Origin of the sequence: Rhodanobacter sp. PCA2 (genome assembly GCF_013620825.1) — a bacterium.
GTDB lineage: Bacteria > Pseudomonadota > Gammaproteobacteria > Xanthomonadales > Rhodanobacteraceae > Rhodanobacter_A.
In genome coordinates, this window is record NZ_NJIC01000009.1 from 13,580 (window position 1) to 27,894 (window position 14,315).

The window sequence follows — 14,315 nt, forward strand, 5'->3', positions numbered from 1 at the left end:
GTAGCGGCTCCGGCGGAGTGGCCTCAGTCCTGCGCGGCCAGCTGTTCCAGCGCTTCGCGCAGGCGGCCCAGCAGTTCGTCGCCGGCCTGCGGGGTGCGCGCCACGGCCTCGCCGTCCAGTTCCAGCAGCAGCGCATCGCCGTCCTCGCGCAGCACCGCGGCCTGGCCCAACTGGCGCACGCGCTGCTGCAGCGCGCCCGCCGCCTTGGGATCGGCGAACGGCATCGACAGCAGCAGTTCCTCGCCGTCGGCGGACAGCAGGCGGAAGCGGAAGCCGGCGTCGCCGTCGCGGAAGCTGGCGAAGCGCGGCCCCTTGCCGGCCTTCGCGGCAGTCGGTTTCGTCGCCTTGGCGGCGGCCGTCGCGCCCATCGCGCGCAGGCCGATCGCGTCGCGGATCGCCGCGAGCTTGGGCGTGGCGATGGCACGCGCCTTGGCCGCACCTTCGCGCAGGGTTTCCTCGATCTCGCCGGGCTTGGCGATCAGCGTCTCGTAGCGTTCGCGCATCGGCGCCACGTCGGCCTCGATGCGCTCGAACAGGCGCTGCTTGGCCTCGCCCCAGCCGATGCCGTCGACCAGCGACTGGCGGAACGCCGCGCTTTCCGTCGCGTCGGCGAAGGCGCGGAAGATCGTGTACAGCGAGGAGCTGTCCGGGTCCTTGGGCTCGCCCGGCGCGCGCGAGTCGGTGACGATGCGCATGATCGCCTCGCGCAGCGCCTTCGCGCCGCCGGCGAACAGCGGGATGGTGTTGTCGTAGCTCTTGGACATCTTGCGGCCGTCCAGGCCCGGCAGCGTGGCCACCTGTTCCTCGATCACCACCTCGGGCAGTACGAAGAAGTCGCGGCCATGGATGTGGTTGAAGCGCTGCGCGATGTCGCGCGCCATCTCCAGGTGCTGGATCTGGTCGCGGCCCACCGGCACCTGGTGCGCGTCGAAGGCGAGGATGTCGGCGGCCATCAGCACCGGGTACATGTACAGGCCGGCGGTGATGCCGGCGTCCGGGTCCTCGCCGCCTTCGGCGTTCTTGTCCACCGCGGCCTTGTAGGCGTGCGCGCGGTTGAGCAGGCCCTTGGCGGTGACGCAGGTGAGGAACCAGGTGAGCTCGGGAATCTCGGGGATGTCCGACTGCCGGTAGAACGTGACGCGCGCCGGATCGAGGCCCGCGGCCAGCCAGGTCGCCGCGATCTCCAGCCGCGAACGCTCGATGCGCGCGGCGTCGTCGCTCTTGATCAGCGCGTGGTAGTCGGCGAGGAAGAAGAACGCATCCACGTCCGCACGACGGCTGGCGGCGATGGCGGGGCGGATCGCGCCCACGTAGTTGCCAAGGTGCGGGGTGCCGGTGGTGGTGATGCCGGTGAGGACTCGGGTCTGCATGTCGTGAGCTTGTGTGATGGTGCGCGGATCAGCGCAGCAGGGTGGATTTGCCGAACAGGCTTTCGACCAGGTCCACCGCCAGCTTCGCGGTCTGGTTGCGCTTGTCGAACGCGGGGTTCAGCTCGACGATGTCGAGCGAGCCCAGCTTGCCGCTGTCGGCGATCATTTCCATGCACAGCTGCGCCTCGCGGTAGTTCGGGCCGCCGCGCACCGTGGTGCCCACGCCGGGGGCGATGGCCGGGTCGAGGAAGTCCACGTCGAAGCTCACGTGCAGGTGGGTGTCGCCGTCCATGCCGGCCAGCGCCGCCTCCATCGCTCCCCGCATGCCGCCCTCGTCGATGCGGCGCATGTCGTACACCGCCATCTGCGCCTCGCGCAGCAGCCGCTTCTCGCCCGCGTCCACCGAGCGTATGCCGATCTGGCGGAACACCTCGGGCGGGGTCGCCGGCACCTGGCCGCCGATCTCCACCAGCTCGGCCGGTCCGTTGCCGCACAGGCAGGCCACCGGCATGCCGTGGATGTTGCCCGAGGGCGTGATGCCGGCAGTGTTGAAATCGGCGTGCGCGTCCAGCCACAGCACGCGCAGCTTCCGGTTCTGTTCGCGGCAATGGCGCGCCACCGCGCTGATCGAGCCGATCGCCAGGCAGTGGTCGCCGCCCAGCATCAGCGGCAGGTTGCCCTGCGCCAGTTCGTCGTGGATCGCCGCATGCACCGCCTGGTTCCACGCCGTCACTTCGGCGAGGTGGCGATAGCCGTTCACCGGCGGCAGCCACGGATTGTGCGGACCGTGCAGGTTGCCGCGGTCGACCACGTCGAGCCCGCGCGCACGCAGCTTCTCGGCGATCTGCGCCACGCGCAGCGCCTCCGGCCCCATCGAGGCGCCGCGATGCCCTGCGCCGATGTCGGTGGGCGCCCCCACCAGTGCGATCGTCTGCTTGCTCATCTTGCCTGTGTCCACGTGGTTGTCCTGCAGCAGCCAAGTGTAGCGGGTGTCGTCGTGGTCACGGCCGGGGACAGAGGGTAGGAGGCCGCACGCAGGCACGGTCGCGCCTTGCCAGGGATCATGGGATTCCGTTGATTCGGTCCAGCCGCCCGGCAACCTGACGCCAGCCGGGAACCATCGGCAGGCCGCCGCGGTTCCGCTTTTGAAGTGTCTGCCTGGAGGGAAGTTTTGAAGTGTCCGCCTGGAGGGGAGTTTTGAAGCGTCCGCCTGGTGGGAGGGCTTGCGGCACAAAAAAACATGGCTCGCCACGATGGCGAGCCATGTTCTTGAATTGCGTGGTGGCCGGGGACGGAATCGAACCGCCGACACGGGGATTTTCAATCCCCTGCTCTACCAACTGAGCTACCCGGCCGGATGAAGCGGTTGAGCCGGGCATTTAAGCGGATGAAGGCTTGGGCGTCAAGCCCGGGGCGTGTTCGGGAACCGGCATTGGCGTCGCGGCGGCGTGCAGCGGAATCGCTGCGTGAGGCTATCCGCCTGCTGCATGCGACCCGGGCAGCCGGCGATGAAAAGGCGCGCGCCGCGCCTGTCGGTGCCGCGGTCTGTTTCGGGCGGGGTTCAACCGCGGGCTTGCCTGGCCTGTTTGCCGAGCACGGCGTTGATCGCCTGGACGAGGTCGTCGCGTCCGTAGGGTTTGGCCAGCCGCACCACGCCGTCGGGGAGGTTGTCGTGGATGTCCGCGAACGCGCTGGCGAGCACGATGGGCATCCCGGGCCAGCGGCTTTTGACCAGGTTCGTCAGTTGGGCGCCGGTCATGCCCGCCATCACGTGGTCGGTGAGGAGGATGTCCACCGCTCCGTCGCGTTCGATGGTGGCAAGCGCCTCTTCCGCCGAAGCCGCCTCCAGGGTGCTGTGCCCCATGCTCTCCAGCGCCGCGCTGGTGGTGGAGCGCACCAGCGGGTTGTCGTCCACCACCAGGATGCGCTGCGAGCCTGCGCCCGGGGACGGCGCAGGCCGCCTGGCGGGCGCCGGCGACGTAGCGGCGTCCGCCTGGGCGGAGGCGGTGGGCAGCCACAGTTCGATGCGGGTGCCCGCCCCCTGCGTGCTCCTGATCACCATGCGGCCGCCGGATTGCTCCATCAGGCCGTGCACCATCGACAAGCCCAGGCCCGTGCCCCGGTCGACTCCCTTGGTGGTGAAAAACGGATCCGCCGCCTTGGCGAGGGTGTCCGCATCCATGCCGGTGCCGTCGTCGACCACCGACAGGCACACGTAGTCGCCGGGGGGCAGTTCGGTGGGATGGGCCTGGGCGACCCTCACGTTGCGCGCGGAAAACGTCACGGTGCCGGTCATCGGCATCGCATCGCGCGCATTCACCGTCAGGTTCATCAAGGCCAGCTCGAGCTGGTTCGCGTCGATCAGGACTTTGTCGGTTTCCTTCGACAGCGTCATGATGAGGTGGATGCGCTGGCCCAGCACCCACTGCAGCATGTCGCCCATGCCGTTGACCAGGTCGTAGACGTCGATGACCTCGGTGTGCAGTTCCTGTTTGCGCGCAAACGCCAGCATGCGCTGGGTCAGCGTCGCGCCGCGCTTGACCGCCGCCTGGGCAAGGCCCACCAGGTTCACCACCTGGTCCGGATCGGCGCTCTTGAGCCGGATCATGTCCAGCGTGCTTTGCATGACCATCAGCAGGTTGTTGAAATCGTGCGCCACGCCGCCGGTGAGCTGGCCGATCGCTTCGAGCTTCTGCGCCTGGGACAGCTCCCGGCGCGCCTGTTCCAGCTGCTCGCTGGCGATGCGTTGCGAGGTGACGTCGCGGGTGATCTTGGCGTAGCCGATCACCGTGCCTTCCTCGTCGGTGATGCAGTCCATGATCACGTGCGCCCAGAAGCGCTGTCCGTCCTTGCGCAGGCGCCAGCCTTCGCCTTCGAAGCGCCCCTCGTTGCGGGCGATGGACAAGGTCCGGTCCGGCATGCCCGCCGCGCGGTCGTCATCGGTGTAGAACATCCCGAAGTGCTTGCCCAGCACTTCCTCCCTGGCGTGGCCCTTGAAGCGTTCGGCGCCCGCGTTCCAGCTGATGATGTAGCCGTCGGGGTCCAGCATGTAGATCGCGATGTCCGCGATCGCCTCCACCAGCGAACGGAATTTCTGCGCGGAAAGGGCATCCAGGGTGTGGGTTTCCATCGTCGAATCGCTGTCCATGGGTACACCTTTTCGATCATTGACGGAATCTCGCGAGTGTCGAAGACCGTGTGTTGTATGGACGTGACGAAGGCGGCTCCCGACGGCATGGGAGCGCGTGAAATTCCGACACGGCGGCGCTCACCGACTTCGCGTCGCCGCGAGGTCTTCGGCGTTCATGTCTGCGCTGCGCGAACGGGGCGGCGGCAAATCACGCCCGATGCCTGGCCTGCGGTCAGGATTCCCGTTCGGGCGGGGTGAAGCCGACGGCCTCGTCGACCTCGCCGCCGAACAGGAATTTCTCCATCTGTCCGGCGAGGTACTGGCGCGCCTTGGGGTCCAGCGGATTGAGCCGGTTCTCGTTGATCAGCATGGTCTGGTGGGCCAGCCATTGCTGCCACGCGGCCTTGGAGACATGGGCGTAGATGCGTTGGCCCAGCGGGCCGGGCCATGGCGCGAAGTCCAGGCCTTCGGCGTCTGTGCCCAGCTTGGCGCAGTGGACGATGCGGCTCATGCGGTGGGTTCCTCGAGTTGCTGCAACAGCTTGCGCACGGGCGCGGGCAGGCCCAGCCGGGCCAGTTCGCCGGCGACGCACCAGCGCAGGTCGGGATTATCGGCGATGCCGCGCCGCGCTGTCGCGCCTTCGAACAGCAGCGGCGCGATGCGCAGCCGGTAGTGGCTGAACACGTGGGTGAACGGGGCGAGCGACCGCGCGTCGTCGATGTCCGCGTGCCGGCGCGCGCTGCGCCAGGCCGCGTCGTGGTCGGCGGCTTCGGGCAGGCTCCACAGGCCGGACCACACGCCTTGCGGGCCGCGCCGTTCGAGCAGCACGCGGCCGCTGGCGTCGCGCAGCACCAGCATCACGGTTTCGCGTTCGGGCAATGCCTTGGCGGGTCGGGGCGAGGGCAGCGCGGCGGTGAGGTCGTCGCGCCGCGCGGCGCAATCCGGGGCGAGCGGACAGGCGTCGCAGCGCGGCCGTGCGCGCGTGCACACGGTGGCGCCAAGATCCATGATGGCCTGCGTGTAGTCGGCGGTGCGCGTGGCCGGCGTGTGCGCTTCCGCGTGGCGCCAGAGCTGCTTCTCCACCGCGCTTTCGCCAGGGTATCCGTGGATGCCGTGGTAGCGCGCGAGCACGCGTTTCACGTTGCCGTCGAGGATGGGGAAGCGCAGGCCGTGCGCCTGGGCGAGGATGGCGCCCGCGGTGGAACGGCCGATGCCGGGCAGCGCGGCCAGCGCGTCGAAGTCGCGCGGCAGTTCGCCGTCGTGGCGTTCCACGCAGAGCCGGGCAGCGCGTTGCAGGAAGCGCGCGCGGCGGTAGTAGCCCAGGCCCGACCACAGCGCGAGCACCTGGTCCTCGCTGGCGTCGGCCAGCGCGGGCAGGCTGGGCAGCGCGGCGACGAAGCGCTCGAAGTAGCCAACCACGGTGACCACCTGGGTCTGCTGCAGCATGATTTCCGACAGCCACACGCGGTAGGCGTCGCGCTGGCCGTGGTCCTGCGCGCGCTGCCACGGCAGGTCGTGGCGGCCATGGCGGTCGAACCAGGCCAGCAGGGCGGCGGCGAACGGATTCACTTCGACTTGCCGGCGCGCGGCTTGGCCGGGGCGGCAGCGGGCTTTGCGGTGGTCGCGGCGGCGGCGGGTGCGGCGTCGCCGGCCTGCACGCTCAGGCCTTCGATGCTGAGGCTGCCCAGCTGCAGCTTCGCCAGCTGCAGCGTGCCGCTGCCGGGCGGCAGGTCGGGCTGGGGACCGGCATGCGGGGCGACCGGGGAATTCAGCGTATTCCACCAGGCCGCCAGCGCCAGCGGCGGCAGGCGCAGGTCGGCCTCGTTGTCGGGGCCGGTGAGCTGGATGCGCATCAGCAGGGGGTCGGTCTGGTTCGCGGGGGTGAGCGTCAGCGCGATGTCGTAGTTGCCGGCGTTCGCCTGGTCCAGCTTGCCGCCGAGTTGCGCGGATGCGTCCGCCGCGCCGTGCCAGCGGGCGTTGCCGGTCAGCGTGAGCGTGGTGCCCGGGCCTTGCGACAGGTGCAGCTGGATGGCGTTGAGCTGCAGCGCATCGCCCTGCATGTGCGGCGTGGCGGCGAAGCGCAGTTGCAGCGGCGCGCCCGCGGGCGCGGTGGCCGACATGCTGAGCGGGAACACCTGGTCGGCGGCGAGCGAGCCCGTGGTCAGCATCACGTTGTTGAGCAGCAACTGGTCGCCGCGCACCACGCTGCCGTGCTCGATGATGACGCCGGCGTCGATGCGCGGAATGGTGGGGGTGGCGTCAGGGGACTGCGCCGGTCGGGCCGCGATCCAGCTTTGCAGCGCGTCCAGGTCGACCCGCGGCGAATCGACTTCCATCTGGGTGATCGCGGTGGGGCCGCCGAGCAAGGTGCTCCATGGCAGCACCAGCCGGCCGCTGGTGGCGAACAGGATGGGGCTGTCGTCGCCCTCGGCATTCAGCGTGATGCCGCTGAGGCCCAGCGCGGGGCGCGGAAACAGCGTGGGGCTGGCGGGGCTGGCCAGGTTCAGTTCGAGGCCGGCGCCGTGCGCCTGCTCCTGCAGCATTGCGGTGAAACGGTCGGGCTGCAGCAGCAGGTAGACCGAGACCACCGCCGCCGCCAGTGCGCCCAGCGCCAGCGCGCCCGCGCCTATCAGCAGCCGCCGCCATCCGCGTGTCATGTCAGCTTCGCACCGGGCGGCGCTCAGCCATGGCCGGTCGCCGGAAGCACGCCGTCGACGAACGCCGCGGCATCGAACGCGCGCAGGTCGGTGGCGGTTTCGCCCAGGCCCACGAAGCGGATCGGCAGGCCGAACTCGCGCGCCAGCGCGAACACCACGCCGCCCTTGGCAGTGCCGTCCAGCTTGGTGACCACCAGGCCGGTGACGCCCGCGACCTGGCGGAACTGGCGCACCTGGTTCACCGCGTTCTGGCCGGTGGTGCCGTCGATCACCATCAGCACTTCGTGCGGCGCGTCCGGGTCGAGCTTCTTCAGCACGCGGGCGATCTTGCCCAGCTCGTCCATCAGGCCGCCCTGGGTGTGCAGGCGGCCGGCGGTGTCGGCCACCAGCACGTCGGCGCCGCGCGAACGGGCGGCCTGCAGCGCGTCGAAGATCACGCTGGCGGCGTCGGCGTCCTGGCCCTGCGAGATCACCGGCACGCCGTTGCGGTCGCCCCAGGTCTTGAGCTGTTCCACCGCGGCGGCGCGGAACGTGTCGCCGGCGGCCAGCAGCACGCTGCGGCCCTCGTCGCGCCAGCGGCGGGCCAGTTTGCCTATCGTGGTGGTCTTGCCCACGCCGTTGATGCCCACGGTGAGCACCACGAACGGCTTGCGGCCGGCGATGTCCAGCGGCCGTTCCACCGGCTTGAGCAGGGCGACCAGCGCCTCGCGCAAGGCCTTGCGCAGTGCGGCGGCGTCGGCGAACTCGCGCTTGTGCATGCGCTTGCGCAGGTCTTCCACCAGCGCGGTGCTGGCCTCCACGCCCACGTCGGCGCTGATCAAGGTGGTTTCCAGCTCGTCCAGCAGATCGTCGTCGAGCTTGGGGTTGCGTTGGAACAACGCGCCCAGGCCACGCCCCAGCGAGCTGCCGGCCAGGCGTTCGCGCCAGCCGCGTTTGGCCGGGAGAGCCTCGGTTTCGGCGGCAGCGGCTCCGGTTTCGTCGGCCCCGGGGGATTCAATCTCCGGCGCGGGCGCCGGCGCATCCATCGTCGTGGCCGCGGGCGCGGGCGGCAGCGGCGGCGGCACGTCCGCGGACGGCGCCTCGGCGGGCGGCGCGGGCGCGGGTTCGGCGGGCTTCTTCTTCCAGAACTTGAGCATTGCGGGGGCGATTCAAAGACAATGGGCGGCATGCTAACACCCCCACCCGTACCGGCCGCTGAGCCATGGCAGGCCGCGTGAGCCCGCGCCCCGGACGCATCCGCATCATCGGCGGCAGCCTGCGCAACTCGCGGCTGGAGGTGCCCGGGCTGCCCGGCCTGCGGCCCACGCCCGAGCGGGTGCGCGAGACCTTGTTCAACTGGCTGGCGCCCATGATCGCGGGCGCCCGGGTGCTGGACCTGTGCGCCGGCACCGGCGCGCTGGGTATCGAGGCGCTGTCGCGGGGCGCCGCCGAGGCCTGCTTCGTCGAGCCCGACCCGCGGGCGGCGCAGGCGCTGCGCGACAACCTCGCCCGGCTCAAGGCGGCGGGCGGCGCGGTGGCTGCGCTGGAGGCGCAGGCGTTCCTGCGCGGCACGGCGCGGCCGTTCGACCTGGTCTTCCTCGACCCGCCGTTCGCGCTGGAGCTGTGGAGCGCGCTGGCCCGGCAACTGGAGCAGGGCGGCTGGCTGGCTGCCGGGGCATGGGTCTACGTGGAGTCGCCGCGCGCGGCGGCGCCGGCCGTGCCCGCGAACTGGTCGCTGCACCGGGAAGGGCGGGCCGGCGAAGTGCGGTTCGCGCTGTACCGGCGCGGGGCGGCCGGCGCTCCCTGACAGGCGGGGCGGCGCGACGCAAGCTATGCGCGGGCCTTGCACAGGCTCTAAGCTAGGGCTTGATCCCGTTGCGCATTCCCGGCTCGTGAACAAACCTTCCGGCAATCCCCGCCTGGCCGTCTATCCGGGCACCTTCGATCCGATCACCAACGGCCATGCCGACCTGGTGGCGCGCGCCGCGCCCCTGTTCGACCGCGTGGTGGTGGCGGTGGCCGACAGCTCCAGCAAGGGGCCGGGCTTCAGCCTCAACGAGCGCATCGCGCTGGCGCGGCTCGCGCTGGCCGACCTGCGCAACGTGGAGGTGCGCGGTTTCGACAGCCTGCTGGCCGACTTCGTGGCCGAGACCGGCGCGGGCGTGATCATCCGCGGCCTGCGCGCCGTGTCGGATTTCGAATACGAATTCCAGCTGGCCAGCATGAACCGGCATCTGATTCCGCAGGCGGAGACGCTGTTTCTCACCCCGGCGGAGCAATACAGTTTCATTTCCTCGTCGCTGGTGCGGGAGATCGGCCGTCTCGGCGGCGACATCTCCGGTTTCGTGCATCCGGCGGTGCAACAGGCCATGCGTCAGCGCTGGCACCAGGGCCGCTACGGCGGCCAACCCAAGCAACCCGAAACAGAAGGTGACCATCATGCGTAAGTTCGTACTCATCGCCGCCATCGCGCTGACCGCCGGCCTCGTGCTGGGCGGTTGCTCGAAGGGTCAGGAACAGGACCAGCAGGCGGCGCAGAAGACCCAGGCGGCCACCAAGCCCACCAGCATCACCGACGCCAAAGGCTGGAACGCCTACCTCGGCCAGCTGGTGCAGAAGAACCTGCAGGGCATGGCCGCGCAGCAGCCGTACGCCTACCTGGTGACCCCGGGCCAGACCGACGACGACAAGGCGCAGAACGACCGCCAACTGCAGAACGTGCAGGATGCGGTGGCCCGCGGCGTGCTGCCGGGCAACCTGATGGCGTTCGCCGGCCCGGTGTCGGCCACCACCGCCGACCTGGTCGTGGCCGCGTTCAAGGACGCCAAGCCCGGCACGTTCAAGGGCGTGATCGTGGTGTTCATCGGCGACCAGGCCGACCAGCAGCGCGTCGCCGACGTGGTCAATCCCAGCGGCGCCACGTTCCGCTTCGTGCAGATGTGATCGAACGGCAGGCCGGGCTGCGCGGGTGCAACGCCCGCCTCCCGGCCCGCCGCATGTACCGATGTCCCTGAAGATCCTCGACACCTGCGTCAACTGCGACGTCTGCGAACCGGTCTGCCCGAACAAGGCCATCTCGCTGGGCGAGGAGTACTACGTGATCGACCCCGCCCTGTGCACCGAATGCGTGGGTCACCACGACGAGCCGCAGTGCGTGGAGGTGTGTCCGGTCGAATGCATCATCGTCGACCCCGAACACACCGAGTCGCGCGAAGCGCTCGAGCTCAAGTACCGGCACTTGATGAGCAAGGAATCCGCCGCATGAACTTCCCCCTGCACAGCCGCGCCCTGCTGCTGGCCCTGATGTTGACGGGCAGCGCAGCCTTCGCCGCCGATGGCGCGCCCAAGACCGCGCCGGCCAGCACGGCCCCGGCCGTGCGTCCCGGCCATGCCGGCATCGCCAGCGCGAACTTCCTTGCCACCAACGCGGGCTTCGAGGTGCTGGCCAAGGGCGGCAACGCATTCGACGCGGCGGTGGCGGTGGCCTCCACGCTGTCGGTGGTGGAGCCGGAGAGTTCCGGCATCGGCGGCGGCTTCATGGCCACGCTGCACATCGCGAAGGACAACCGCGACGTGTTCATCGACGCGCGCGAGACCGCGCCGATGGCGGTGAACCCCAGGGATTACCTCAACCCCGACGGCACGCCGAACCGCGACGCGGCGCTGAAGGGGCCGCTCTCGGCGGGCATTCCCGGCGAGCCGGCCGGCCTGGTGCTGCTGGCGAAGCGCTACGGCAGGCTGCCGCTCAGCGTGTCGCTGGCGCCCGCGATCCGCACCGCCCGCGACGGCTTCAAGCCCGACTCGCGCCTGCTGGGCGCGATCCGGGAAGAACAGAAGAACCTGGAACGCTGGCCCGCCTCCGCGGCCAAGTTCCTGCCGAACGGCCAGCCGCCCGCGGATGGCGAAATCTGGCGCGACCCGGAACAGGCGCGCACCTGGGAGCTGATCGCCGAGAAGGGCGATGCCGGCTTCTACCACGGCGAAACGGCGCAGAAGCTGGTGGATGCCGTGCATGCCGCCGGCGGCAACTGGTCGCTGCAGGACCTGGCGAACTACCGCGCCAAGGAGCGCGCGCCCATCGTGGTCGACTACCGGGGCTACAGGATCGTCACCGCGCCGCCGCCGTCCTCCGGCGGCGTGGCGATCGCTGAGATCCTCAACATCCTGCGCGGCTACGACCTCGCGAAGATGGACCAGGCGCATCGCGCGCACTACATCATCGAGGCGATGCGCCGCGCGTTCCGCGACCACAACGACTACCTCGGCGATCCCGACTTCGTGAAGATGCCTCTGGACATGCTGCTGTCGCCGTTCTACGCCGACGGCCTGCGCCAGAACATCCTGCCCGACCAGGCCACGCCCTCGTCCATGCTGCCGCACGGGCCCGCGCACGATCCAGGCATGCACACCACGCATTTCTCGATCATCGACAAGGACGGCAACATGGTGGGGATCACCTCCACCGTGAACTACGTCCTCGGCTCCACCTTCGTCGCCAAGGGCACCGGCGTGCTGCTCAACGACGAGATGGACGACTTCGCGCTGGTGCCGGACCAGCCCAACGTCTACGGCCTGCTCGGCAGCAAGGCGAACGCGCCGCAGGGCGGCAAGCGCATGCTGTCCTCGATGTCGCCCAGCATCGTGGTCGGCAAGGACCGCAGCGCGGTGATCGGTTCGCCCGGCGGCTCCACCATCATCACCCAGGTGCTGGAAGGCATCCTGCACTTCATCGACGGCGACAGCGCGCAGCAGGTCGCCGCCGCCAAGCGCTTCCACCACCAGTTCCTGCCCGACGTGGTCTACGTGGAAGACGGCGTGTTCGACGCCGCCACCAGCGCGGAACTGAAGAAGATGGGCTACACGCTCAAGCCGCGCGAGCCCTGGGGCTACATGAACGTGGTCACCTGGGACCATCGCGACAACAAGCTCGACGCCGCCAGCGATCCGCGCCGGCCGTCGGGGCTGGGCAAGGTGGAGTGATGAGGTTCGCCATTCCGGCCTGTGCCGGAATGGCGGGCAAGAACGGGTGACCGGGGCGTGGATGCGGCGCCCGGGGTCGCGTACGGTGGGCGCGCGGCAATGAGGTGTTTTGCATGGGACTCTTTTCGCTGATCGGCAATTCGCAGCAGCTCGACGGCGGCGCCATGTTGGCTCGGCCCATCCATGGGCCTCGCCCCGCGCGTCGCGCGGGGCCGCCGATGGCGTCCGGATTCGCTCCCGGCGAATCCGTGGCAACGCGAGGTGACTGACATGGAACTCTTCTCGCTTGCCGGAAATTCCCAGCAGTTGGATGGCGGCGCGATGTTCGGCAACGCTCCCAAAGCGGTGTGGTCGCGCTGGATCGCGCCGGACGAACAGAACCGCATCCCGCTGGCCTGCCGCTGCCTGCTGGCGAAGGGCGTGACGGTGAACGGCGTGCCGGGCCGCAACGTGCTGTTCGAGACCGGCATAGGCGCGTTCTTCGAACCCTCGCTGCGCGAGCGCTACGGCGTGGTGGAGGATCGCCACGTGCTGCTGGACTCGCTCGCCGCGATCGGCCTGCTGCACGAGGACATCCACGCGGTGGTGCTGTCGCACCTGCACTTCGACCACGCCGGCGGCCTGCTGGCGACGTGGCGCGAAGGCCATCCGCCGCGCCTGCTGTTCCCCAACGCCACCTACATCGTGGGCGCCGCGCACTGGCGGCGTGCGCTGCAGCCGCATCCGCGCGACCGCGCCTCGTTCATCCCCGAGCTGCCGCAACTGCTCACGGACAGCGGGCGGCTGGAACTGGTCGAGGGCGAGCATGCGCAGGCGCTGGGCGATGCGGTGCGCTTCAGCTATTCGGACGGCCATACGCCGGGGCTGATGCTGGCCGAGGTGGGCGACGTGGTGTTCTGCGCCGACCTGATTCCGGGCCGCGCCTGGGTGCACCTGCCGATCACGATGGGCTACGACCGCTACCCCGAGAAACTGATCGACGAGAAGCGCGCGTTCCTCGACGACAAGCTGGCGCGCGGCGTGCGGCTGTTCTTCACCCACGACCACGCCTGCGCCGCGGCGCGCGTGCAGCGCGACGAGCGCGGCCGCTACGGCTGCGCGGACGAACAGGCCGAACTGCGCGGGAGCCTGGCCTGATGCCCGCCCGCCGCATCGCGGCGTTGCGCGGCGCGCCGGCCGTGGCAGCCGGCCTGCTCCTGCTCGTGCTGGGCATCGCGCTGGCGGTGTGGACCGAGCGCAGCCTGGCGAATTACCGGGCTGCGCTGCAGCAGCACGGCGGCGCGGTGACCGACCTGGGCGCCGACGCGGAACCGCAGCCCGAGCTGCAGGGGAAACTGGTGCGCATCAGCGGCACGCCGCGCGTGGTGGTGCCCCCGCTGGATGCGGATTTCGGCCAGCACGCGGACACGCCGCTGCTGGCGCGCCACGTCGAGATGTTCCAGTGGCGCGAACTGCGCCTGGGCAACAGCGTGACCTACGAGCTGGACTGGGCGGACAAGCCGCAGGATTCCAGCCGCTTCGCGCAGCCGAACGGCCACGCCAACCCGGGGCCGTTCGCCATCGCCGGCAAGCGTTTCGAGGCAGGCCAGGTGCAACTGGGCGGCTACATGCTGGACGCTGCGCTGGTGCGCTCGCTGCCGGGCAGCGAAGCCGTGGCGCCCGACATGAAGGCGCTGCCGGCCAACCTGGCCGCGAGTTTCTCGCTGCACGACAAGGCGCTGGTGACCAGCGCGAAGCCGGGCTCCCCGCGCCTGGGCGACCTGCGGGTGAGCTGGCGCGCGGTGCCGCTGCAGGAAGTGACAATGATCGCCCGCGTGGCCGGCGACCGCCTGGTGGCGGCGCCGAACGCGGCCGATGGCGGCGACTACGGCGTCAACGTCGGCGACAGCGCGCTGCTGGACATGCGCCCCGACATGGCGGCGCAGCCGGGCATGGCGTGGCTGCGGCGCATCCTCGCCGTGCTGCTGGCCGCGGCGGGCGCTGGCTTGTTGCTGCAGTGGCGCGGCACGCCGCGCATCGATCCGACGGCGGCGCTGGGTGGCGGCCTGCTGGTGGTGGGCGTGTTCGCCGCGCTGCCGTGGCTGGGCAGCAGCACGCTGGCGGCCGTGCTGTGGCTGGTCGCCGCGCTGGCCGGCGTGGGGCTGCTGGTGTGGCGCCGTCGTGCGCCCGTGCGCTGAATCCGTCGGAAAAATGTCAGGA

General features: G+C 70.3%; 14 protein-coding genes and 1 tRNA gene. 7 read left to right on the top strand and 8 right to left on the bottom strand.

Annotated features, from left to right (window positions below; translation table 11 throughout):
• Positions 1-23: 23 nt before the first annotated feature.
• The 8 genes from PCA_RS02170 to ftsY form a co-directional block, all read right to left on the bottom strand.
• On the bottom strand, positions 24-1,370 hold the full coding sequence (locus tag PCA_RS02170) for a tryptophan--tRNA ligase (RefSeq protein ID WP_181300539.1): 1,347 nt from the start codon (positions 1,368-1,370) through the stop codon (positions 24-26).
• Between the two features lie 28 nt (positions 1,371-1,398).
• Positions 1,399-2,313 (bottom strand): arginase, encoded by a 915-nt coding sequence (gene rocF, locus PCA_RS02175; protein ID WP_181301110.1) that lies wholly within the window; start codon positions 2,311-2,313, stop codon positions 1,399-1,401.
• A 336-nt stretch (positions 2,314-2,649) separates the two neighbouring features.
• Positions 2,650-2,725, bottom strand: a tRNA-Phe gene (locus PCA_RS02180).
• Positions 2,726-2,931: 206 nt separating this feature from the next.
• A complete protein-coding gene (locus PCA_RS02185) occupies positions 2,932-4,518 on the bottom strand; it encodes an ATP-binding protein (protein WP_181300540.1) in 1,587 nt (528 codons plus the stop codon).
• Positions 4,519-4,732: 214 nt separating this feature from the next.
• A complete protein-coding gene (locus tag PCA_RS02190) occupies positions 4,733-5,011 on the bottom strand; it encodes an oxidative damage protection protein (RefSeq protein WP_181300541.1) in 279 nt (92 codons plus the stop codon).
• The gene (gene mutY, locus PCA_RS02195) at positions 5,008-6,069 is read right to left on the bottom strand and encodes an A/G-specific adenine glycosylase (RefSeq protein WP_181300542.1); all 1,062 of its coding nucleotides are present in this window, start codon (positions 6,067-6,069) and stop codon (positions 5,008-5,010) included. Before mutY ends, PCA_RS02190 begins: the two co-directional genes overlap by 4 nt.
• The gene (locus PCA_RS02200; RefSeq protein ID WP_181300543.1) at positions 6,066-7,157 is read right to left on the bottom strand and encodes a membrane assembly protein AsmA; all 1,092 of its coding nucleotides are present in this window, start codon (positions 7,155-7,157) and stop codon (positions 6,066-6,068) included. Before PCA_RS02200 ends, mutY begins: the two co-directional genes overlap by 4 nt.
• A 23-nt stretch (positions 7,158-7,180) precedes the next feature.
• Positions 7,181-8,293, bottom strand: coding sequence for a signal recognition particle-docking protein FtsY (gene ftsY / locus PCA_RS02205; RefSeq protein ID WP_181300544.1), 1,113 nt, complete (start codon positions 8,291-8,293; stop codon positions 7,181-7,183).
• Between the two features lie 65 nt (positions 8,294-8,358).
• Here ftsY and rsmD point away from each other — a divergent pair, with 65 nt between their 5' ends.
• The 7 genes from rsmD (at position 8,359) to PCA_RS02240 (ending at position 14,293) form a co-directional block, all read left to right on the top strand.
• Positions 8,359-8,943 carry a 16S rRNA (guanine(966)-N(2))-methyltransferase RsmD gene (gene rsmD, locus PCA_RS02210; protein ID WP_181300545.1) on the top strand — a complete coding sequence of 195 codons (585 nt, stop codon included), beginning with the start codon at positions 8,359-8,361 and terminating at the stop codon, positions 8,941-8,943.
• Positions 8,944-9,028: 85 nt separating this feature from the next.
• Positions 9,029-9,583, top strand: a complete 555-nt coding sequence (coaD, locus tag PCA_RS02215; RefSeq protein ID WP_181300546.1) for a pantetheine-phosphate adenylyltransferase — start codon at positions 9,029-9,031, stop codon at positions 9,581-9,583.
• On the top strand, positions 9,576-10,079 hold the full coding sequence (locus tag PCA_RS02220) for a hypothetical protein (RefSeq protein WP_181300547.1): 504 nt from the start codon (positions 9,576-9,578) through the stop codon (positions 10,077-10,079). Before coaD ends, PCA_RS02220 begins: the two co-directional genes overlap by 8 nt.
• Before the next feature lie 61 nt (positions 10,080-10,140).
• Positions 10,141-10,401: a YfhL family 4Fe-4S dicluster ferredoxin gene (locus tag PCA_RS02225; protein WP_181300548.1), complete on the top strand. Its 261-nt coding sequence runs from the start codon at positions 10,141-10,143 to the stop codon at positions 10,399-10,401.
• Complete coding sequence (gene ggt, locus PCA_RS02230) at positions 10,398-12,116, top strand: gamma-glutamyltransferase (protein ID WP_181300549.1); 1,719 nt, start codon at positions 10,398-10,400, stop codon at positions 12,114-12,116. The genes PCA_RS02225 and ggt overlap by 4 nt, the downstream gene beginning before the upstream one ends.
• 270 nt (positions 12,117-12,386) lie before the next feature.
• Positions 12,387-13,253: an MBL fold metallo-hydrolase gene (locus tag PCA_RS02235; protein WP_181300550.1), complete on the top strand. Its 867-nt coding sequence runs from the start codon at positions 12,387-12,389 to the stop codon at positions 13,251-13,253.
• Entirely contained in the window at positions 13,253-14,293 is a 1,041-nt protein-coding gene (locus tag PCA_RS02240; protein WP_181300552.1) for a TMEM43 family protein, read from the top strand. Before PCA_RS02235 ends, PCA_RS02240 begins: the two co-directional genes overlap by 1 nt.
• The last annotated feature ends 22 nt before the right edge of the window (positions 14,294-14,315 follow it).